The organism is Brevibacillus dissolubilis, assembly GCF_006170445.1.
Lineage (GTDB): Bacteria > Bacillota > Bacilli > Brevibacillales > Brevibacillaceae > Brevibacillus_B > Brevibacillus_B dissolubilis.
The window spans coordinates 266,738-289,130 of record NZ_VCNA01000002.1 but is presented as its reverse complement, the minus strand read 5'-3'; the positions used below and the strand labels follow the sequence as shown (position 1 = coordinate 289,130).

Sequence of the window (22,393 nt, the reverse complement as noted above, 5' to 3'; positions counted from 1 at the left end):
ATGATGATGCGCCAAACGGTTGAACAATTGCAGGTGATCCGTGGTACAAAGATTACATTGGAGCAGGCGGTGCTAAAGCTTTTGCCCACCCAGGGCTTCATCGAGATTCAGCGCGACCTGCCAAGCTGGGAGCATCCGACCCACACGCATCCGGTCAATGAGATTCTGTTGATCGTGGAAGGCTCGATCACGTTTATGGTGGGGGAGCTGGCGATGACCTGTAGATCCGGGGATCAGCTGTTGTTGCCCAAGCATACCGTCCATTCGTCGGTTGCCGGGCCAGAAGGGTGTACCTATCTGATCTATATGGATACGGAAGAGAATCAGCAGAGGTATATGGTGTAATACATATCAAACAGAACCATGGCAGCTATGCAGCCGGAAGATGATTTCTGAATTCATCAGGAGTCATCTTTTTTTTTGTCGGGAAATCCATTTCACCAAAAACTGGATGGTACTCCATAACATAAAGGCTGGGTTTGGAGGGATTATGTAAGCAAAGCCGTCAAACCGAATAAGGAACGAGGGAATCATCATGAAAAGACAGACAGGACTCCTGCTGTTGGCCGTCCTCCTGAGTGCCTGCTCCACTACCGGACGGAGTGACGAACAGAATCAAGCGGCGAAGGCGACAAAGCCCTCTCAAGCACAGACCCAACAGGCTGTCCGCAGTGAACATGCACATCCTGGTGAGCAGGTTAACAGTTGGAATGAAGATAACAATGCCACAACGGTTAAAAACAATGGCAATAGGAATGTAGCTGAACATTCGGCAGACAAAGACATAGACAGAGGCGGTGTTCTGGAAGGACAACCGACAGCCAACACAGAAGGCGCGGCCAGAACGGATCGGAGCAATGATGGGTCGCCGAACCGCAATCAATCGGTTCTTATCCATCCAAGGGTAGATCAAAGCGGCTTACGATCTGACACCCCACCATCCAAATCCGGTGTCCTGCTCAATGTCCCGCTCATCCGCCAAAACCCCGAGCTCAAATTCGGCTGCGAAGTAACCAGTCTCGCCATGCTGATGCAATACACAGGCAAGGATGTCACCAAGATGCAACTGGCCGAGCAGCTCCCCAAAGATCCCGACCCTGTCATCAGACAAGGCGGCAATATCACACGCTGGGGCAATCCCAGCCACGGCTTCGTCGGCGATATGACAGGCAAAACCGGCCCTGGCTTCGCTGTCTTCAACCAACCGATGGAACAGCTTATGCGCCGCTATCTCGGTGATCGTACACTGAACCTGACCGGACAGCCGTTCCACTCACTGCTCACCCAATTGGAGCAAGGCAGACCCGTCGTGATCTGGACCACTGGCGACTACCGGCTCCCCGACAGATGGGAGGCATGGAAGCATGGTCAGGAGCAGATCAAGACCCCGCTTGACCTGCATGCCGTCGTCCTGACAGGCTACGACCCGGAGCATGTCTATCTCAACGATCCACTGTCTGGAAAAAAGAACGTCAAGGTAGATAAACAACGCCTGGAAGCCTCGTACAACGCGCTTGGGAAGCAAGCCTTGTCGTACCGTTAGCAGCAGACTTCCTCCCAAAAAGAGAAAGCCCACAAGCCTTCTCTTTTTCCTTGACTCATAAGTAAACAGAATTTTTCTACTACAAAAACGATCTGTCTGTTACAATAGAAACCACATGCTAAAAAGAGAAGGGAGGCATGCAGCATGTTCGGTATGACTCTGTTTGAAAATGATACCCCAGTCCTCGCTTCCTAAGACGGGGGGAATAACAGATACGTTCTGAGTAAGCCCCGTCTGAGATTTTTTTGAGAACACCATTCAACTCTCAAAGAACGAGACGGAGGTCATAGATGATGAAACAGACAGGAATGAAAAGTACAGGGGCAGGGGCGATCTGTCTTTCGCTTGCGGCAAGTATTTGGGGCGGTATGTATGTAGTCAGTAAGTATGTGATGGATTACGTCCCGCCGATTACGCTGATGTGGCTGCGGTATGCGGTTGCCTTTTGTGTGTTATATGCACTCGTCAAATTGGCCCAGCGAAAGACCGCAACATCTGTACACATCGAGAAAAAAGACTGGTGGATGTTCGCCTGGATCGGCTTTATCGGGTACTTCGTGTCGATCTGCCTTCAGTTTATCGGGACGAAGTGGTCTGATGCCCACACAGGGGCGCTGATCACCTCGGCGACACCCGCATTTATCGTGATTTTTGCCCGCTATATCCTGTCCGAAGCATGGGATGCCCGCAAAATCATCTCGCTTCTGCTTGCTACGATAGGCGTCGGGATTGTCGTCGGCTGGGATTCGGAGATGGGCGCATCCTTCTGGGGCAGTCTGTTGCTGGTTGGTGCGGCAGTCACATGGGCCTTGCTGTCGGTCTATGTCAAGGTCGCCTCAGCAAGACACTCATCCCTGACGATTACTACCTATGCGATCCTGTTTGCATGGGGATTCACTACGCCTACCATGATCTGGGAACTCATGACGACCGACAGTCCGGTTCATCTGCAGGATTCGCTCATCCTGCTGGGCATCCTCTACATGGGGATCGTCGCGACGGCGGGAGCGTTCTTCCTCTGGAACAAGGGGATGGAACTGATGGACGCCGGGATCGGGTCACTCTTTTTCTTTTTCCAGCCGCTGGTAGGCTCGGTCTTGGGCTGGCTATTGCTCAGTGAACAGCTTGACAGCCAATTTTTCATCGGCGGTGCGTTGATTGTGGCAGGAGTGCTGCTGGTCACCGTTGGGCGGAAAAAGCAAGACAGCCCTGTAGAGCAACCACAGTCGGAAGACACGTCATTTGTGGATATTCACAAACCATCCAATCCGGCTAGTTAGAAGAAATGGTAAAAAAAACAACCCTGTACGCACGATGGTGACCGTTCACCATGCCCGTGCCACAGGGTTGTTTTTTATTCCGTGTGAACGGAGGTGTACGGCTACGACCCCGTGATCATCCCACCGTTCACATGAATGACCTGCCCGCTCACATAGGACGAATCATCTGACGCGAGATAGACATAAGCCGGAGCCACCTCGTATGGCTGCCCCGCCCGCTGCATCGGTACCTGCAGACCGAATTCTGTCACGCCTTCTGCGGTAAAGCTCGACGGGATCAGCGGTGTCCAGATCGGCCCTGGCGCAACCGCATTGACCCGGATTCCCTGATCCAACAGGGAGAGGGACAGCGAGCGTGTAAACACCGTGATCGCCCCTTTGGTAGCCGAATAATCGAGCAATTCTGCATAGCCGATATAGGCGACGATCGAGGTGGTATTGATAATCGAGCTTCCCCGGTCGAGATAAGGGAGTGCAGCCTTGGTCATGTGAAACATCCCAAACACATTCACCTGAAAGGTCAGCTCCAGCTGCTCCGCCGTGATATCCAGAATGCTTTTTTGCAGGTATTGGACAGCTGCATTATTGACTAAGATATCCAGCTTCCCATATGCCCGTACCGTCTCATTCACCGCCCGCTGACAAAACCCCTCATCCCGTATGTCACCCTGCAACAGCAGACACCGCTGACCCAGCTCCTCCACCCGTTGTCTGGTCTCCTCGGCATCTCCGCATTCGTAGAGATACACAATCGCCACATCAGCGCCTTCCTTGGCGAATGCATAGGCTACGGCTCGCCCGATCCCGCTGTCGCCGCCCGTGATGATCGCCACTTTCCCGCTCAGTTTACCACTGCCTCTGTATCGTTTGTTTTCTGCTATGGGTCTTGGATTCATCATCGATTCCTGGCCGGGATGTACGCGCTGGATCTGCGGGGGAAAGGTAACCGGGACCTCTTTGCATTGTTTCCGGGTGCCAAAATAAGGGTACATTCGAGACATTCCTCCTAGGTACATATTCCTTCTTAAAAAGTCCATTGTAGTGTATGTGAACAAGAGTGGATGGGTGCTTGGTAGGATGAATAGAACATGGACACATGGAGAAAATTGAAGGTTGTAGGGATTTACTTGTGTTCAATCATTTTGGGCTTGGGACAATCGACAAATTGCTGACAGCTTTATTGACACACCTTTCAAAACCTGTATTATATACATAGGGGATCTTGTTCTATACGTCGCGCATAGAAAAACTGCGCTAATACAGTACAAATGTAACGTCCTTATATATAACAGGTTCCTTTTCTCGCTATAACAGCAACACCTGTTAGGAAATCATTGCATGAGGTGATCATGATGGGAGAACAACTTTCGATGGTAAAAGCTAGCTACGAAGCTAGAGTTGAACCAATCACTCCGCTCCAGATTCTTGATGTTGACGGGAATGTAGTCAATCAAGAAGCTATGCCAAAACTTACCGATGAGCAGCTTCGCGAACTGATGCGCCGTATGGTATATACCCGCATTTGGGACCAACGCGCAGTCAGCCTCGCACGCCAAGGCCGCCTTGGTTTCTATGCTCCTGTATCCGGACAAGAAGCTTCCATGCTCGGTTCCGAATTCGCTCTGACTAAAGAAGACTTCATCCTGCCGGGCTACCGCGACATGCCACAGCTCGTATGGCACGGATATCCACTTTATCAAGCATTCCTGTACTCCCGTGGTCATCAGCACGGCGGTCAAATCCCGAAAGATGTAAACGTACTCATGCCGCAAATCATCATCGGTGCACAATACGTGCAGACAATTGGTGTAGCGATGGGTATGAAAAAACGCGGTGCAGAATCCGTAGCAATCACCTACACTGGTGACGGCGGTTCCTCCCAAGGTGACTTCTACGAAGCACTCAACTTCGCGGGCGTATTCAACCTCCCAGCGATCTTCGTCGTTCAGAACAACCGTTTTGCGATCTCCACTCCAATCGCGAAACAGACCAAAGCACAGACCCTCGCACAAAAAGCTGTAGCAGCAGGAATCCGTGGCGTACAGGTAGACGGTATGGACGTACTCGCTGTTTACAAAGCAGTAGAGGAAGCGCGTGAATACGCACTCCAGGGCATCCCGACCCTGATCGAGACCCTGACCTACCGTTTTGGTCCACACTCCATGTCTGGTGATGACCCAACCCGTTACCGCAAACAAGAAGAAACAGGCGAATGGGAAGCAAAAGATCCACTCGTACGTTTCCGCAACTACCTCCAAGGCAAAAACCTCTGGACAGAAGAAGACGAAAACGCTGTGATCGAAGAAGCGCGCAACGCTGTAGCAGAAGCGATCAAAAAAGCGGATGAATATGAAAAAATGACGATTCCAGGTCTGATCGACACCATGTTCGAGACCACACCGAAGCATCTCGAAGAGCAAAAGAAAGATTTTTCCTAAGCACTGAAGCAAGAGAAAGACTTTTCCCAGTAGGAGGCACGAACCATGGCAGTAATGACGATGCAACAAGCAATTACCGATGCACTTCGCATCTCGCTTGAATCAGATCCGAACGTCCTCATTTTCGGTGAGGACGTCGGGGTAAACGGTGGCGTATTCCGTGTAACCGCAGGCCTGCAAGAAAAATTCGGCGAAGACCGCGTATTTGACACTCCGCTCGCTGAATCCGGTATCGGTGGTATGGCGGTAGGTCTTGGTCTGCAAGGCTTCCGTCCGGTAGCAGAAATCCAATTTATCGGTTTTATCTTTGAAGTACTCGACACCATCGCGGTTCAGGCTTCCCGTATGCGTTTCCGTTCCGGCGGCGCTTACAACAGCCCGATCACCTTCCGTACACCATTTGGTGCGGGTGTAAAAGCACCTGAGCTTCACGCAGACAGCTTGGAAGGGATCATCATGCAGACCCCTGGTATCAAAGTGGTATGTCCTTCCAACCCGGCAGATGCCAAAGGTCTTCTGCTCTCCGCAATCCGCGACAATGACCCAGTATTTTTCATGGAGCACCTGAAGCTCTACTACGCACTCAAAGGCGAAGTGCCTGAGGGCGACTACACGATTCCAATCGGGAAAGCCAACGTAGTACGTGAAGGTACTGATGCGACCATCATCACTTACGGCGCAATGGTACATACTTCCCTCAAAGCAGCAGAAGAAATCGAAAAAGCACGCGGTGCCAAAGTAGAAGTCATCGACCTTCGCACCCTCAGCCCGCTCGATACCGACACGATCCTGGCTTCCATCCAGAAAACCGGTCGTGCCATCGTGGTACAAGAAGCGCAAAGAACAGCTGGTGCAGCACCAGAAATCATGGCGCAAATCGCTGAAAAAGGCATCTTGCACCTCGAAGCACCGATCCTGCGCGTAGCGGGTCCAGATACCATCCTGGCACAACCGCTTGCGGAAGACCTGTGGGTACCAAACCCTGCACGTGTCGTTAAAGCACTGAACGAAGTCTTAGATTTCTAAGGAGGAACCAGTCGTGGGTAAATACGTATTTAAGCTCCCAGAACTTGGGGAAGGGATTCACGAAGGTGAAATCGTAACCTGGCATGTCAAACCTGGTGATACCGTAACAGAAGACCAGGTAATCGTAGAAGTACAAAACGTAAAAGCAGTGATGGAAATCCCATCTCCTGTCAATGGTAAAGTACTCGAAATCCACATGGCAGAAGGCGCTACTGCGATCGTTGACCAAGATCTCGTGACTTTTGAAGTGGAAGGCGCAGGACAAGCAGACGCTGCTCCAGCCGCTGAAGCACCAAAAGCTGAGCATGCTGTCAACGAAGGCAACAGCCTGACCGCACGCGCTGAGCAAGTGCAGGTGGAGACCGCCCAAACCACTGCAGCTCCGGCAGCCCAAGGAACCGCTGATATCAACGATGCACAGACTGTTGCAGCAGACCGCAAAGTGCTCGCAACCCCAAGTGTTCGAAAATTAGCGCGAGACAAAGGCATCGCGATCTCCCAAATCAAAGGTACCGGCCGTCATGGTCAAGTAACCAAAGAAGACGTACTCAACTTCGTACCAGGCGCAGCACAGGCAGAAGCACCAGCAGCGGCTCCAACCGCTCAGGCAGCTGAAACCACCACTGCACCTGCGGCGGCTGCTCCAGCAGCGACTAAAGCGGCACCGGCCCAAGCTACCGTTCAACTCGAAGAGCGCGTACCACTCAAAGGGATCCGCAAAGCAATCGCTGCTGCGATGGTGAAATCCGTCTACACCGCTCCACATGTAACCCTGATGGACGAAGTAGATGTAACCCGCCTGATCGAGCTTCGCGCGAAAGCAAAACCACTGGCTGAGAAGAAAGGCGTCAAGCTGACCTATCTGCCATTCATCGTAAAAGCACTCACCGCTACTGTGAAGCAATTCCCAGTGCTCAACGCGTCCATCGACGACGAAGCGGGCGAGATCGTATACAAAAAATACTTTAACATCGGAATTGCAACTGACACAGACAACGGTCTGCTCGTACCGGTTGTAACCGATGCTGACCGCAAAAACATGTTCACCATCGCAAACGAGATCAAAGACCTTGCATCCCGTGGCCGCGAAGGTAAACTGGCTCCACATGAGCTGCGTGGCAGCACCGTCTCCATCACCAACATCGGCTCTGCCGGCGGTATGTTCTTCACTCCAGTGATCAACCACCCAGAAGTGGCGATCCTCGGCGTAGGCCGTATCGACCAGAAGCCAGTAGTTCGTGACGGCGAAATCGTAGTGGGCAATGTCATGGCTCTCTCCCTGAGCTTCGACCACCGCATCATCGATGGTGTAACGGCACAAAACGCACTCAACTACATCAAACAACTCCTTTCCGACCCTGAGTTGTTCTTAATGGAGGTGTAATCGATGGTAGTAGGAGATTTGGCTCATGAGATTGACGTCCTCGTCCTCGGTGCAGGTCCTGGTGGTTATGTAGCTGCGATCCGTGCGGCACAACTGGGCAAATCCGTTGTGATCGTAGACCGTTCCGAAGTGGGCGGCGTCTGCCTCAACCGTGGATGTATCCCATCCAAAGCGTTGATTTCTGCGGCACACCGTTATGAAAACATGAAACACTCTGACCACATGGGCTTGACCGCTGAGAACGTCAAAGTGGATTTTGCCAAAGTGCAAGAGTGGAAAAACGGCATCGTCAAAACCCTCACTGGCGGCGTAGGTACTCTGCTCAAAGGCAACAAAGTAGAGATCGTCAGCGGTGAAGCGTTCTTCATCAACGAGAGCGAAGTACGTGTCTACAGTGATGAAGCAGGTGCCCGTTATAAATTCAACCACTGCATCATCGCAACCGGTTCCCGTCCGATCGAGCTCAAACCGTTCCCATTCGGCGGACGCATCATCTCTTCCACTGAAGCGCTTGCGCTCGAAGAGATCCCGTCCTCCATGGTGGTCATCGGCGGCGGCTACATCGGCGTAGAGCTTGGTCAAACCTTTGCCAAGTTCGGCACCAAAGTAACCATCCTCGAAGGCTCCGACTCCATCCTGCCTCTGTTTGAGAAAGACATCACCCGCCTCGTGGGCCGTCAACTCAAAAAAGACGGCGTAGAAGTGGTCACCAATGCTCTGGCGAAGTCCTCCGAGCAGTCCGGCGACAGCGTGACCGTCACCTACACCGTCAAGGATGAAGAGAAGACCATCACAGCGGACTACGTACTCGTAACCGTAGGCCGCCGTCCAAACACCGAAGACCTCAAGCTCGAAGATGCAGGCGTCAAGCTGACCGAACGCGGCCAAATCGCAATCGATCACCAATGCCGCACCAACGTGCCGAACGTCTACGCAATCGGTGACCTCGTAGAAGGCCCGGCGCTCGCGCACAAAGCTTCCTACGAAGGGAAAGTGGCAGCAGAAGTTATCGCAGGTCAGAACTCTGTAGTTAACTACAAAGCGATCCCAGCGGTTGTCTTCTCCGAGCCGGAAGTATCCAGCGTAGGTCTCTCCGAAACAGAAGCGAAAGCAGCAGGCCACAATGTGGTTACCGGCCGCTTCAACTACGCTGTCAACGGCCGCGCGCTCTCCCTCGACGCCAAAGAAGGCTTCGTGAAGATCGTCGCTGAAAAAGAAACCGGACTCGTGCTCGGTACCCAAATCGTCGGACCAGAAGCATCCAACCTGATCGCCGAAGTAGGTCTCGCTGTTGAAATGGGCGCTACCCTCGAAGATATCGCCCTCACCATCCACGCCCACCCAACCCTTGGTGAGTTGGTCATGGAAGCAGCGGAAGTGGCTCTTGGCCATCCGATCCACGCGATTGTGAAGTAATTTTGATATAGCAAAAGACTGCTGATGAGCGAATTCATCAGCAGTCTTTTTTGTTTGGTTTGGTGTTAGCTCTTGCCATCGCCATACGACAACTGACTAGAAACGAACGACTCCAACTATCCTACATCTCCCGTTGTTCCACGATACATATGGGAGTGTGGATTCATTCCGTCAACGGTTGTGTATCCCTCGAAATAATGAACATGGCCTCCATTTGGTAATGGAATTGCAGGACCTGTTGTTCCTTTGATTGTGTGCGTATGACCATGGCTTATCGCGGTCACTGTATAATAATGATGAACGTGTGGAACTCCTGTGGGAGCTGGCTCCGTCATTCCTGCGTAATAGTGGGTATGACCATCATCACACGAAGTACATCCTGAGAAAGCATGTCTGTGGACAGGTCTGCCATCCCAGGTTGTGATAAATAGGGTGTGGGAGTGTTGAGAACCGAAATCATTTGATTCCATAACAAATCCAGTCACAGGTATTTTCATTCATATTCTCCTTTTTCAAATGATTGTACAATGTATGAAGGAGACTGAATGATTGTTTGGGTTTGGCAGGTAGGTATTGGACTATAATCACACCCCCATATTCAATTCAATGTACTACGTTTCCCGTTTTCTTACTATACATAATAACGGGAAACGTAAGCCTTTTTTCTAAGAGGAGAAGCCAGGGGAAGAGCATCATCTATGACATGGAGGCGAACTTATTGACACTGGAAGTGTTCATTCAGTTGCTTACGCTCATTGTGATGATCATCGAACTGGCGACCAGAAAAGAGAAATAGGGCTTGGTTACAAGGGATGGGAGCATGCCTAATAAGGGGTGCTCTCATTTTTTCTGCGTGTAGACAGGAGAATTCCTATCAATTTACTCGGCGTTCTACCTAACTTAACTAAATATAATGAAAACAACCATGACAGGCTATCCCTCATCTCCATACAATGCAGTAAGTCTATCGAAGAGGTGATGATTACATGGCACTTCAAACAAACTGTGAAACCTGTTGCCAACCAGGGGATATCCTTTGCGTTAACATTCCAGGGGGGATCCGCATTACACTGCTGGGTCTCAACGTGGAAATCTGCCCATTGTGCATTCGTATCTTTACGGAAGATGGTACGATAACCCCGGAGCAGATGGCCCAAGCTGAACAAGTGATGACAGCTGTTCGGGCACTCCTTGGAACGCTTGTACCTACCCCAACAACACCAACTCCATAATACCCTACAACGCCCTTAACGCCCCATAAACAGCACCAAAAGCTGCTTGACCTGTTCTGACCAATAGGCAAGCAGCTTTTTTACATAGTGAAGAAACAGTTTACATGCATATTTTGCAAGCAATAGTCAAACACTAAGAGGAAGGAAGCACCCGATCAAACACCAGATGGGAGGGTTGACCCTTGATTCTGGGGATGTATATAGTTGTGATGCTGATCCTCATGCTGTTGTTGATCTATCGGTACAACCCACTGCATCCCGCCGAGGCTTTTTTCTACTTTATGGTGACATCCATCATCGGCTTGGAGTGTACATTGGATCTTTCCTTGAACATAGAATTAATCAAAATTTCGCCGGAAGTTCCGAAAGCACTCAGCTTTATCATCAATGTCATTTTCCTTGAGCCAATCCTGATAGTAGGGTTTCTCAAAATGGTCGTATCTGTCCAATCCATGTGGAAGAAACTCGGATATTTTCTCTTCTTTTATGTGGTGCTTTGTGGGTCTGTGATGCTCATGGAACACTTGGAAATCATCAAGTTTGCCCAGTGGCAGCCCTGGATGTCCTGCATTTACTGGGTCGTTCTGCTATTGATTAGTCTGGCCCTGTGCAAGGGCTATCGGCACCTGTTAAAAAAGGCGGGGATACAACTATGATAATGCCGCTGCCTGTGAAGTTTGACGGTAATGAGATGTTCACGCTGGCTGTCTTTTTGTTTTTATTAGGCTTGTTTATTTATCTGCCCAGACGGTTTTTTCCTGCGTTATTGATTCACTTATTGTTGTTTAACTCTTTTTTCGGTCGGTCTGTTGATATTGTACTGGCGATTCCACCGTTTAACATCTACGACAGCTTTGATACCGGAAAAAATGATCTGTTTGACTTTATTAACTACAACGGGATTTATCCGCTTTATGGGTATATGTTTTTCCACTTCTATGATCGCTTTAATCGGCTCCGGGACTGGGCACATGTCTTGATCTGGGCTGTTTTTAGTACGACGGCGGAGTGGGTATCGGTTCAATTCGGAGTGTTTACTTATATCAAATGGCATATTCTTTGGTCCTTCTTGGTTTATGTGGTCGTATATATCATCGACATCCTGTTTTACAAATGGATTACGAAGAAGCTTCATTATGAACGGAAGGGAGTTCTTCGTGATGTATATGAGTAATGAAAAAGAGGTGCTGCAAGCGCCTCTTTTTTATGGATTTTGCTGTGGTGGAGGAGAGGGAGCGGCTGGCAATGAGCTTACCTTCTTGAAAATCTGCAAGGATGATGGAGGTGTCCGCTGCGAAAAAAGCGCTGGCTTGTCCGTGTCAAAAAGGTTCGATGAAGCGTATTCAAGCGAAGGGGTTTGCCACTGAGCTAAATCGAAGATGTACAAATACGCCAGCGCTTTTTTCTCCGCTGAGCATAATTTTCAAAGAGGCGCGCGCTTTGCCAGCCGCTCCCTCTCTGCCGAGAAACAGCAGAATATTCTAAAAATAAATAAATGATGTAAACCATAAAGAAAGGAGGATTTCTTATGACATCAAAAGAAATCCTCCTTTTTCTCCTTACCACTACAATGACTACCTCGACACCTACACCAACAGCTTCGGATCAAGCAGCTTCTCCAGCTCATCATCACTCAGATTCGTCACGATTTCAGCCACTTCTCTGACCGATTTCCCCTCGGCATAAGCCTTCTTCGCTACCTGTGCCGCTTTTTCATAGCCGATCGCAGGGTTCAGTGAAGTGGCCAGCGCGAGGCTGTTTTCTACGTAATATAGGCAATTCTCTTCATTGGCTACCAAGCCATCCACGCATTTTTCGCGGAAAATGTTCATACCGTTCGCCAGGATCTCGATGGACTGCAGGACGTTGTAGGCAATCACGGGCATCATCACGTTGATCTCCAACTGGCTGCCTAAGCCGCTTGTGGTAATTGTCGCGTCATTGCCGATCACTTGGGCGCAGACCATATAGAGCATCTCGGGGATGACGGGATTGACTTTGCCTGGCATGATGGAGGAGCCGGGCTGGACGGCGGGCAGGGTGAGTTCAGCGAGTCCGGTGCGGGGGCCTGAGCCGAGCAGGCGGATGTCGCTGGAGATTTTGATCAGGTGGATCGCCAGTTCTTTGAGTGTATGGCTGACTTGAATCGCGCCCAAGGTGTTTTGCATGAAGGAAAAACGGTTACGCGGCTTCTTGAACGGATAGCCTGTACGCAGTGCGATCTCATTAATCGCCCGTTCGGCGTATTGCGGATGTGCATTAATACCCGTCCCGACGGCATTACCCCCAAGTCCGATGGAGTAGAGCGTGTGCAGGGTGGAGCGAATGTTGAACTCGCAGGTGACCAGTGTCGCGGCATAACCGCCGAATTCCTGGCCCATGCGGATCGGTACAGCGTCCTGCAGATGGGTGCGGCCTGATTTGATGATCGGATTGAATTCTTCTGCTTTGGCAGAGAGGCTTTTGATTAGGCCGTTGAGCGCGGGGAGGAGCTTTTCCTTCATCGCTTCGACCGTACTGATATTGATGGCCACATGGATCGTATCGTTGGTCGACTGTGCCATGTTGACATGATCGTTGGGGTGTACAGGGGAAAATTCGCCGCGCTGGCCGCCGAGCAGTTCATTGGCCCGGTTGGCGATGACCTCGTTAGCGTTCATATTTTGCGAAGTGCCCGCACCGGCTTGGAAGGCATCGACGACAAAATGCTCGTCCCATTTGCCGTCGATCACCTCTTCGCAAGCTTGGACGATCGCTTGGCTGATGCGCTTGTCCAAGGCACCGACAGCAGCATTGGCAGTAGCGGCGGAGGCCTTGATAATACCTTGGGCACGGATAAATCCACGCGGCAATCTCAGCCCGCTGATGGGGAAATTCTCGACGGCACGCTGCGTCTGAGCGTCGTAATAAGCACTTTGCGGGACTTTGACCTGACCGAGTGTGTCATGACTGATTCGAAACAGCAACTTTTTTCACCCTTTCTTTCATACACATTCATATCTTTTGCATCTTGTCCTTAGGTATGTAAAATTGGTAAAGTGATAGTGACATGCATGATAGAAGAAAGGATACCCAAACACATGCGATACATTCTAGCCAGTCTGTTTCTGATGGTACAGCTTGTTGTACCGCACAGCGTCTTCGCAGAAGGCGAAGCAGTCAACACCCTTACTGAAGCGATGATTAGCGGCGAATCTGCCGTCTTGATAGATGGAACAACCGGAACCGTTTTATTTGAGAAAAATCCTGACCTCAAGCTGTTTCCGGCCAGCATCACCAAGATTGCCACAGGCATCTATGCCGTTGAAAAAGGCAATCCCGACGATATCGTCACCGTCTCCCGCCGCGCCCGCTGGGAAGAGGGTACGCGTGTGTACCTGGCAGAAGGAGAGCAGGTCCCACTGCGCAAGCTCGAATACGGATTGTTGATGAATTCCGGCAATGATGCGGCAACCGCAATCGCGGAGCACCTCGAAGGCAGCAATGAAGCCTTCGCAGCAAAAGTCACCGAATACCTCAAAGAAAAAACAGGCGTGACCAACACCAATTTTACCAACCCGCACGGCCTGCATGATGAGAACCACTACACGACCGCTGCCGACATGTCCAAGATCGCCCAATACGCTATGCGCAATCCGGTGTTCCGCGAGATCGTAGCCACCAAGCGCCTCAAATGGGACGGTTTGGAATGGCAGACCGTAATCGTCAACCACAACAAAATGCTGACCAACTACGAAGGTGCGACAGGGATCAAAAACGGCTTCACCGACCAAGCCCGCCATACACTGGTCGTCTCGGCCAAGCGTCACGGCTCCGAATTTATCGCCGTCACGATGAAAGCGGCCAGCAGCTCCTATGCGTACAAAGACGTGACCAAGATGCTCGACTATGCTTTTGCTCACTTTGAGACCCGTCAAGTGGGACAAGCAGGGGAAGAATTCGTGCCGACCACAGCATCCGCGTCACAAGAAAAAGCAGTCCCAACCGAAGCGTCTGCCGATCCATCCGGTTCCGATTCCGGTACTGGTGCAACAGCTGAACCCGGTACAATGTCCGCATCTAACGAACAAGCCACAGGCAACTCCGATTCTGGCATCACGTCAGCTGCCAAACCGGACAAGTTCTACACAGGTGAAAACCTATACGTCACCGCACCACACGGCGAGCTGTATCACAAGGCAGTTACGTCCGACGGCAAGCTCCAGATCAGCTTCCCGTCCGGCCTTGTACGTGAAATCCAGCTCCAGCGCAAAATCTCTCCACAGACAGGCAGAGCGCTCGAAGGGGCGATGGACAGTGATTCCAACAGCCGTCTGTCTTCTTACGGGATCGTCGGAATATGGTTGACGCTCAATCTTTTTATGATCCTCGTCTTCGCAGCCAAGCTCAAGAAAAAGCGCCGCGCCCAACAGCTCCAACGCCGCCGTGCTGACTGGTCCTAACCCGCAATCCCACGACATAATGATCGTTCACCACGATACGATCTGTCCGCAAACGATCCTATCAATCACCAAACCATACAGAAAAAAGGAAGATTGCCCATGCATACCCCTAACCTGCTCGTCGGCCCGGATAACCTCGCGTCACACGTAATCGTCTGCGGAGACCCAGCCCGCGCCGAACAGATTGCCAAGCATCTGCAAGACGCCCGAGAAGTGGCGTATAACCGTGAATACCGCACGTTCACCGGGACGTATCAGGGCACGCCGGTATCAATCACCAGTCATGGTGTCGGTGCTTCAGGTGCTGCTGTCTGTTTTGAAGAATTGATCCGTGCGGGAGCGACCCACATCATCCGTGTGGGAACTGCCGGCAGCTACCATGCCGATTTGCCGTCCGGAAGCCTTGTGATCTCGACCGCATCTGTGCGTACAGACGGCTTGACCCGCCAGCTCGTCCCAGACGGATTTCCGGCGGTAGCAGATATCGGTATCGTCCAAGCCTTGCAGAGTGCCGCCCGAGCTAGACAGGCAGAGGTGCAGACGGGGCTGACTCTGACACTGGACGTCTTTTACGAAGGGGCGATTCCGTTCCCGCACAAAACCTACAAAAAATCCGGTGTCCTCGCAGTCGAGATGGAAAACTCTGCGCTGTTCGTGATCGCGATGCTACGTGGAATCAAGGCTGGCGCGATCATGGCGATTGACGGTTTTGCCGACGCCGATCTCGCCCAAGAATATGACCCGCACAATGACGCAGTGAAGCAAGCGGTCAAGCGGGAAGCAGAGATCGCCCTCGACGCACTCGCATTGCTGCAAGCCTAACAGAAGTGAAGAGTCTGCATACCGCCAACGCTCCTGTGACACACTTGGGAAAAGAACCTTCCCCAAGGAAACGGAGGAAAACTTATGGCGATTGACATCATCTGCACCATCGGACCGGCCAGCCACGATCCTGCTGTCCTGCGCGAATTGATCACCCACGGCATGACGGTCGCACGGATCAACATGTCACACGGCGATCATCCGACCCATCAGGCGACGATCCAGCATGTCCGCGAGCTGAGCAAATCCATGGGCAAACCAGTCAAAATCCTTGCAGACCTGCAAGGCCCGAAAATCCGCCTTGGTGAAATCAAAGGTCAAAACGCGCCAACCAACGCCGTCACACTCACGGCCGGACAGACCTTCATCATCCGCACCACTTCTATGATCGGCAACCAAAACGAAGCCAGTGTCGATTATCCCGGCATCACCAACGATGTCAAGCTTGGCGCACGCATCCTGATCAATGACGGCGAGGTACGTCTCACAGCTACGCATGTTCATGCTGATCACATCGAGACCGAAGTGACCGTAGGAGGCACAATCAGCAGCCACAAGGGCGTCAATCTCCCAGACACCCGTGTCGGATTGCCTGCGATGACCCAAAAGGATCAGAGCGACCTGCGTTTTTTATTGCTCGAAAAGGTCGATATGGTCGCCTGCTCCTTCATCCGGGAAGCGGCCCATCTCGACGAAATCCGCTCCTATGCAGGCATCACACGCGGTCATACACCAAGACTGATCGCCAAGATTGAGACGATGGAGGGCATCCGCAATTTTACCGGCATCAGAGACACCGCCGACGGCATCATGGTGGCACGCGGAGATCTCGGGGTCGAGCTGCCGTACCAGTGGGTTCCCGTCCTGCAAAAAGCGATGATTAACGAATGTCGCCGCACAGACACCTATGTCATCACCGCGACACAGATGCTCCAGTCGATGATTGACCATCCTGTGCCGACCCGTGCCGAGGTGACAGATATTTTTCAAGCCGTTCTCGATGGCACTGATGCCGTGATGCTCTCTGCCGAAAGCGCCGCAGGCCAGTATCCGGTGCAAAGCGTCGAGACGCTGAAGACCGTAGCCCAATTCGCTCTGCGTCAAAAGCAAGAGCAGCCGTTCACGGTAGAGGATATGGTAGAGCTGTTGTCCGAGAATACGGACACCACCAGCACAGAGTCCCGTGAGCCTGTCTTGGTATAAAGGTCGATAGGTAAACACAGATCCGTACGGTATTAGCCCCACCCGAGTGGGCAGAAGCCGTACACGCTACATCATATAAACGCCGTACGGCAGAGGCCGTACACCTCAAGATGTACACACCATTACCCGCCACTCCCACCTTCACGAAGAGGTGAAGCCATGCGCACACGCTATACCAATTTAGATGGAATCGAAAATAAAAAAACGTTTCAAGACATGTACAAGTGGAGACAGGAACGCAAGACCAAGGTAAAAGACCTGACCGTACACATCCCGCACGAGACCAACCGGCAGATCGAAAGAATCCGGCAAAACCGCCAAACCACCTCCTATACCTGGGTCGGTCACTCTACGTTTCTCATCCAAATGAACGGCCTCAACATCCTGACCGACCCGGTGTGGGCCAACCGGATGGGCTTTCAAAAACGCCTGACAGCACCAGGTCTTACTTTTGATGAGTTGCCGGAGATCGACATCGTGGTTATCTCGCATGGTCATTACGATCATCTGGATTTTGGCTCCATTAAGAGACTGAGAGGCAACCCCACCTATTACGTCCCGGTTGGCCTGAAATCTCTTTTTCAACGAAAAGGCTATCAACAGGTAATCGAAGCGAGCTGGTGGGACAGTATCGATCATGGGGAACTCACGCTGCATTTTGTCCCAGCCCAGCACTGGACGAGAAGAACGCTGACCGATATGAATACCTCCCACTGGGGCGGCTGGGTGTTCCAATCTCGGGAGGAGACGCATTATTTCGTAGGGGACACCGGATATTTCCGCGGCTTTCAGGAGATCGGGGCACGCTTTGGGCTTGATACGGTCTTCATGCCGATCGGAGCCTATGAGCCTGAGTGGTTTATGAAAGTCTCTCATATCAATCCTGAGGATGCGGTAAAAGCTTTTCTGGAACTGAAAGCAAAGACATTCGTCCCGATGCACTACGGGGCCTACCGTCTCGCCGATGATACAGGTCCGGAGGCTCTCGAACGGCTCTATGCAGAATGGAACAGACTTCAATTGCCCAAGGAGCAGTTGGCCGTGATGAAGATCGGAGAAAGCATCTTTTTGGATCAGCAGGCATAGCCAAAATCAGCAAATCAGCATCAGCAAGCCTGATAGAACCAGTAAACTCAGTTACATCCAGCATACATGGCCATCTACACCAGCCTCTCACCATCCTTAGCCGATGGAGAGAGGTTTTTTTGACTTTTGTTTTACGACCATAGACTCACTTCAGTCCTTGTGAAAAGACAGACAATTTTCCTACACAGCGGAATAAAACACGATTCGTCAAAATAACTGTTACAGTAGTTTTGTGTTTGGTTACCAGATCCTTACAGTTTGGCCGAAGAAACGACAAGGAAGGGGAGTTTGCGTGTCTATATTGATTCTCGAACAGGCAAAGAAGTCCGATTTGATCATCGAACGGGACAATTTTGACCAGTACGTACTGAATCATTGCGCGAAATACCTGGCCCGAAAAGAAGGGGAGCCAAGGCACAATTACAATGGGGAGCTGGCAGACAGTGACCCGCGTGCGAAGATTGCGGATCAATGGCGTTTTCCGATCATCGACAGCTACGGTGACGGTTCGGGAAATCCCGCTTGCTATGATTACAATCTCGTCACCTTTGTCTATGCGGCTGATGATGCGGAGACGGAGCATCGGATCAGTGTGGTCGGGACGTTTGCCAATCTATACGAGCGCTTGCCGCTTCAGCAGATTCGCTTTGCCGGGGAGGCTACCCGCTACTATGCGCTGTCGGTCAAGGTTCCAAAAGGGCAGGTGCACACCTACAAATTCTGCGTGGACGGGGAATGGCAGCTTGATCCGATCAATCCGCAGACCGCGAAGCTGGATAATGGGGTGACGTGGTCCCGCTTTTTCACCCAGTCGTGTGCGGTTCCGCTTACCTTTGAGCGCTGGGAGCGGGTGATTCTGGAGCGGCTGACTGACCATATCCTGCCTTTTCATACCGAAGAGGGGGAGCGTTTTCTCAAAAACTACTATTACTACCTCGACCGGGACAGCAAGGAGCAGAACTACACACCGGTCTATCGTCTCGATGAGCAGGTAGGGGTCGTCAATTATATCGACAAGGTGCTTGCCCGTGAAGAACGTCATCATCTGATTGATTATAAAATCTGTCTTGCGATCATCGACCAGCTGCTTCGTCAGCGTCGGCGCGGGCTGGAGCCTGACCGTCAGTCGCGGGAGGTCTACATGGATCTGTACCGCCAGATGGCCTGCAATGATGTAGTGGGCTGGGATTATCATCAATACGGGAATCCGCGTTATTTTCTCCAGCTTGTGCGCAGACACACGATCACGGGGGCCTTCTCGCATCCGAAGTACGGCGGCAATATCAGCGGGGCGGGCTGGGCGTTCCTCGGCGAACTGTTCTGCGATGACAAAGGCAAGACTCTATTCGACTGGCGGCGGAGCATCGAGTATCCTCTGGGTCTTAACGAAGAGTACAATGGCTGATGCCCGCACAAAATGTGGCTGATGCCCACAGCAACGCGGCTGATGCCCTCGCAGGAACAGAGGATGCTCACAGAAAGGGTGGTTTCACATGCAGACCCATTTTGATGCAGTGATAATCGGCAGCGGCGCAGGGGGAGCACCGATCGCCCATACACTCGCCAAGGCAGGCAAGACGGTTCTGGTCTTGGAAAAAGGCCCGCTATTCCTCCCGCAGCAACATGCGCCAAGTGGTGTAAGCGATTACAAAAGGGATGAGCTGCTCGCTACCGGAGCGGAAAAGCGCATCACACTGGCGGTCGCCAACAGGGGGCAATCCTACTACGCAAGCCATGTCGAGCCAGATCTCAATGATGAACCACACATCTACCGCGAGACTGGCAAGTTCAACCGCCGCACGCCTGGTGATTATGCGACGATCGAGGGCTATACGGCACATGTCGTCGGTGGGGGCACACAGCTGTACGGGGCGGTGAGCCTGCGTTTTTCCGAGACGGACTTCCAGCTGCACTCCTACAACGAGCAGCGCACCGATCTGAAGAACGACCCCAATGATGACGTACGGCGGGAAGCGCGCGATTGGCCGCTTAGCTATCAAGATTTTCTCCCGTGGTATGAGATGACGGAGAGGCTGATCGGGATCAACGGAACGAGCGAAAATCAAGCGAAGCCATTTCGGGCGGACTACTACCAGACCCCGCTTGACCCCAATCCGATCAGCGGCTATATCGCCAAAGGCATGGACGCACTCGGGATGAAACGCTTCCGTACCCCGCTTGCCGTGATCACGGAAGACCATGAGCCAAGCGGACGAAAAGTACCGAGAGACCCAGACACCGCCAAGACGGGGTATGTCAACCGCTATGGCGATCCACTCGGCCTCAAGTCCAACACATGGGTGTCACTGCTCGCACCAATCAAGGATCTGCCCAACATCGAGCTTCGCGCCAACTGCACGGTGACCCAGCTGGAGTCAGATGGCTACGGAAATGTCAACCGCGTGCAGTACCGCGACCCGTCCGGCACGATGCGTACGGTCAGTGGCAAAGTCGTGATCGTCGCCTGCTCGGCTATCGAATCTGTGCGGCTGCTCAAGGTCTCTGCGCTCGCCAACCATGATTTTGACCGTCGGATTCATCAGAACGATCTGCTCGGCAAGTATTTCCTCACGCACTGCTTCGGTGGGGCGCGGGTTCGTGTACCGGAGCGGTTTGACAAGTCGCTTTCATTAGACAGCGACTGGGCCACTGAATTCTGCGCCACCGATGATTACCTCAAGAGCCATGGCTTGTGGGCGGGTGCGGCGATCTACAACAATACCTCTGACTCCGCGCTGCCGATCTCGCTTGCTCGGACGCTTGATGCACAGGATATGGATACGATCTGGAAGTCGTTTACCGAACGGACAGAGCTGACAGGTGATCAACTGCTGGAGTGGCTGAAAGAGGATTTTGGCACGACGCTCTCTGTTGCTTTTATGGCGAATCAAGTACCGCTGTACAGCAACCGCATCGAGCTGCATCCGACCATCCGCGACAAGTGGGGGATGCCGTCAGCTTATATTATCAAAGACTGGCACAGCCACGATGTCGCCTTGATGGACACGATTGCCCGCGAGTGTGCGAGGATTCTGGAAAAAGGCTGCGATCTGGCAGAAGGCTCGGTACAAGGCGGCGGTGTCTATCTGGCGGAGAATGGTCTGGCACGGATCGCCAACCATATTTTGGGCGGAGCGCGTTTTGGGAAGGATCGTCGGGATTCGGTACTGGATGTCAACTGCCGGGCGTGGGATTTTGACAATCTGTATGTGACAGACGGTTCGTTCATGCCGACATCGGGGGGAGCCAACCCGACGCATACGATTGAGGCCAATGCCTTCCGTGTGGCTCATCACCTTTTGGGGAGGTTATAGAGTGGACCCTAAGTTTGCCGATATTCATACGAAGCCGGAGAACAGTGTGTTCAAGGTGGTCTTTTTTCCAGACCGGATCTACCATGCACAGTATCTCAACGCGACCCGCAGCGGACGCTACCGTTACAATGTGCAGGAGGTACGAAGCAAGCATGATGTGACCGTGTTAAAGGGTGAGGTCTATATGGACGGCCGGTTCCTCACCCATTTTATGCGGATCGAATACCGGGCCAGCCGCTTAGTCGAGGTGGCGCGGGAGAAGCAGCGTTTTCTGCGTGACGAGATACTGGCATGGGTCAAAATCCACCCGGAAGATGGCACTCAAGAGGAAGCGATAGTCAAGCTGCATTATTGCAACTGGATTAAAGCGTATCAGGTGGAAATCTGGGAGAGTCTCAACCCGCCTGTGGGCAGCAAGCATGACTATATGATCCTGGGACAGATGGGGCAGAATGGAGCGATCACCCGTGTACGCCCGTTCAGTCAGGCGCTGGCTGAGCCGAAAAAAATCAAGCGGCTGGAGCTGAAATTCCGCGAAAACGACAAGGATCAACCATACGGCTACACGATCAACGATCCGCAGTGGGATAACAACTACCTGCGCTCCCATCAAGAGCCGGGAGTGGATGAACCAAGCTCACAGGCCAATACGATTGCGGACGAGAGCTATGGGATTGACTTTCAGCGCGGCTGGTTCCTCGACAGCAACGAAGTCAAACCGGTGCGCTACCGTAATGCGATGATGATCCAGGGGGAGAATCCAGAACTGTTCCCTGACAATATCATCGAGATGAGGTGGCTGTTGCAGCGTGAATTGGGCGGGTCGGTCGTCTTTTTCCATGAGGTGACGATCCCACCCGGCACGATCGAGGGGACACACCGTCATGTGGGCTCGGAGGAGCTGTATTATATCGTAGAGGGGCAGGGAATCGCGTACATGGGTGAGGGGGATGACCCTGCTACAGATGCGGTCGATCCAGTCACCGGGGAGCCGAAGTACCGCACGGTGGAGACCGAGATTTTTGCGATTGGCAGACGTCAGGTGAAGGAGCTTCCCATCAGACCGGGCAATGTGATCTTCACCAAAAGCGGGGGCATCCACGGCATCCGCAACACTGGCGACAAACCGCTCAAGTTCGTAGCATTCCTGTATCACAGCAACTGATCGTAAGCGATATCCAGTGATAACCCGCGACCGCGATTACCC

21 protein-coding genes are annotated in these 22,393 nt (G+C 52.2%); 18 read left to right on the top strand and 3 right to left on the bottom strand.

Features of this window, described 5'->3' with window-relative positions:
* From FGI41_RS03355 to FGI41_RS03345, 3 genes are all read left to right on the top strand, one after another.
* Positions 1 to 345, top strand: coding sequence for a cupin domain-containing protein (locus FGI41_RS03355; RefSeq protein ID WP_255298303.1), 345 nt, complete (start codon positions 1 to 3; stop codon positions 343 to 345).
* A gap of 190 nt (positions 346 to 535) precedes the next feature.
* Positions 536 to 1,543 carry a C39 family peptidase gene (locus FGI41_RS03350; protein WP_139488543.1) on the top strand — a complete coding sequence of 336 codons (1,008 nt, stop codon included), beginning with the start codon at positions 536 to 538 and terminating at the stop codon, positions 1,541 to 1,543.
* 308 nt (positions 1,544 to 1,851) lie between these two features.
* Positions 1,852 to 2,823, top strand: coding sequence for a DMT family transporter (locus FGI41_RS03345; RefSeq protein WP_139489028.1), 972 nt, complete (start codon positions 1,852 to 1,854; stop codon positions 2,821 to 2,823).
* A 101-nt stretch (positions 2,824 to 2,924) separates the two neighbouring features.
* Here the strand turns inward: FGI41_RS03345 and FGI41_RS03340 are convergent, their stop codons facing one another.
* Positions 2,925 to 3,824 carry an SDR family oxidoreductase gene (locus FGI41_RS03340; RefSeq protein ID WP_139488542.1) on the bottom strand — a complete coding sequence of 300 codons (900 nt, stop codon included), beginning with the start codon at positions 3,822 to 3,824 and terminating at the stop codon, positions 2,925 to 2,927.
* 369 nt (positions 3,825 to 4,193) lie between these two features.
* Here FGI41_RS03340 and pdhA point away from each other — a divergent pair, with 369 nt between their 5' ends.
* Genes pdhA through lpdA form a run of 4 tightly spaced genes read left to right on the top strand, consistent with a single transcriptional unit; the run spans position 4,194 to position 9,087 of the window.
* Positions 4,194 to 5,261: a pyruvate dehydrogenase (acetyl-transferring) E1 component subunit alpha gene (pdhA, locus tag FGI41_RS03335; protein WP_139488541.1), complete on the top strand. Its 1,068-nt coding sequence runs from the start codon at positions 4,194 to 4,196 to the stop codon at positions 5,259 to 5,261.
* A gap of 45 nt (positions 5,262 to 5,306) precedes the next feature.
* Positions 5,307 to 6,287: an alpha-ketoacid dehydrogenase subunit beta gene (locus FGI41_RS03330; RefSeq protein WP_139488540.1), complete on the top strand. Its 981-nt coding sequence runs from the start codon at positions 5,307 to 5,309 to the stop codon at positions 6,285 to 6,287.
* Between the two features lie 13 nt (positions 6,288 to 6,300).
* Complete coding sequence (locus FGI41_RS03325) at positions 6,301 to 7,671, top strand: dihydrolipoamide acetyltransferase family protein (protein WP_139488539.1); 1,371 nt, start codon at positions 6,301 to 6,303, stop codon at positions 7,669 to 7,671.
* Between the two features lie 3 nt (positions 7,672 to 7,674).
* Complete coding sequence (lpdA, locus tag FGI41_RS03320) at positions 7,675 to 9,087, top strand: dihydrolipoyl dehydrogenase (RefSeq protein ID WP_139488538.1); 1,413 nt, start codon at positions 7,675 to 7,677, stop codon at positions 9,085 to 9,087.
* Between the two features lie 116 nt (positions 9,088 to 9,203).
* Here the strand turns inward: lpdA and FGI41_RS03315 are convergent, their stop codons facing one another.
* Positions 9,204 to 9,584, bottom strand: a complete 381-nt coding sequence (locus FGI41_RS03315) for a YmaF family protein (protein WP_139488537.1) — start codon at positions 9,582 to 9,584, stop codon at positions 9,204 to 9,206.
* 489 nt (positions 9,585 to 10,073) lie between these two features.
* Here FGI41_RS03315 and FGI41_RS03310 point away from each other — a divergent pair, with 489 nt between their 5' ends.
* The 4 genes from FGI41_RS03310 (at position 10,074) to FGI41_RS03295 (ending at position 11,686) form a co-directional block, all read left to right on the top strand.
* Entirely contained in the window at positions 10,074 to 10,319 is a 246-nt protein-coding gene (locus tag FGI41_RS03310; RefSeq protein WP_139488536.1) for a hypothetical protein, read from the top strand.
* A 182-nt stretch (positions 10,320 to 10,501) separates the two neighbouring features.
* Positions 10,502 to 10,975, top strand: coding sequence for a hypothetical protein (locus tag FGI41_RS03305; RefSeq protein WP_139488535.1), 474 nt, complete (start codon positions 10,502 to 10,504; stop codon positions 10,973 to 10,975).
* Complete coding sequence (locus tag FGI41_RS03300; protein ID WP_139488534.1) at positions 10,972 to 11,493, top strand: hypothetical protein; 522 nt, start codon at positions 10,972 to 10,974, stop codon at positions 11,491 to 11,493. Before FGI41_RS03305 ends, FGI41_RS03300 begins: the two co-directional genes overlap by 4 nt.
* Positions 11,480 to 11,686 (top strand): hypothetical protein, encoded by a 207-nt coding sequence (locus FGI41_RS03295; RefSeq protein ID WP_139488533.1) that lies wholly within the window; start codon positions 11,480 to 11,482, stop codon positions 11,684 to 11,686. The genes FGI41_RS03300 and FGI41_RS03295 overlap by 14 nt, the downstream gene beginning before the upstream one ends.
* A gap of 219 nt (positions 11,687 to 11,905) precedes the next feature.
* Here the strand turns inward: FGI41_RS03295 and FGI41_RS03290 are convergent, their stop codons facing one another.
* Positions 11,906 to 13,285 carry a class II fumarate hydratase gene (locus tag FGI41_RS03290; protein ID WP_139488532.1) on the bottom strand — a complete coding sequence of 460 codons (1,380 nt, stop codon included), beginning with the start codon at positions 13,283 to 13,285 and terminating at the stop codon, positions 11,906 to 11,908.
* A 114-nt stretch (positions 13,286 to 13,399) separates the two neighbouring features.
* Here FGI41_RS03290 and FGI41_RS03285 point away from each other — a divergent pair, with 114 nt between their 5' ends.
* The 7 genes from FGI41_RS03285 (at position 13,400) to FGI41_RS03255 (ending at position 22,351) form a co-directional block, all read left to right on the top strand.
* On the top strand, positions 13,400 to 14,761 hold the full coding sequence (locus FGI41_RS03285; protein WP_139488531.1) for a D-alanyl-D-alanine carboxypeptidase family protein: 1,362 nt from the start codon (positions 13,400 to 13,402) through the stop codon (positions 14,759 to 14,761).
* A 99-nt stretch (positions 14,762 to 14,860) separates the two neighbouring features.
* Positions 14,861 to 15,583 carry a nucleoside phosphorylase gene (locus FGI41_RS03280; RefSeq protein WP_139488530.1) on the top strand — a complete coding sequence of 241 codons (723 nt, stop codon included), beginning with the start codon at positions 14,861 to 14,863 and terminating at the stop codon, positions 15,581 to 15,583.
* Positions 15,584 to 15,667: 84 nt separating this feature from the next.
* A complete protein-coding gene (gene pyk / locus FGI41_RS03275; RefSeq protein WP_139488529.1) occupies positions 15,668 to 16,786 on the top strand; it encodes a pyruvate kinase in 1,119 nt (372 codons plus the stop codon).
* 159 nt (positions 16,787 to 16,945) lie between these two features.
* Positions 16,946 to 17,872, top strand: a complete 927-nt coding sequence (locus FGI41_RS03270; protein ID WP_139488528.1) for an MBL fold metallo-hydrolase — start codon at positions 16,946 to 16,948, stop codon at positions 17,870 to 17,872.
* A gap of 292 nt (positions 17,873 to 18,164) precedes the next feature.
* Entirely contained in the window at positions 18,165 to 19,277 is a 1,113-nt protein-coding gene (locus FGI41_RS03265) for a gluconate 2-dehydrogenase subunit 3 family protein (protein WP_218015216.1), read from the top strand.
* Positions 19,278 to 19,365: 88 nt separating this feature from the next.
* Positions 19,366 to 21,186, top strand: a complete 1,821-nt coding sequence (locus tag FGI41_RS03260; RefSeq protein WP_139488527.1) for a GMC oxidoreductase — start codon at positions 19,366 to 19,368, stop codon at positions 21,184 to 21,186.
* Position 21,187: 1 nt separating this feature from the next.
* Entirely contained in the window at positions 21,188 to 22,351 is a 1,164-nt protein-coding gene (locus tag FGI41_RS03255; protein ID WP_139488526.1) for a cupin domain-containing protein, read from the top strand.
* Positions 22,352 to 22,393: the final 42 nt, after the last annotated feature.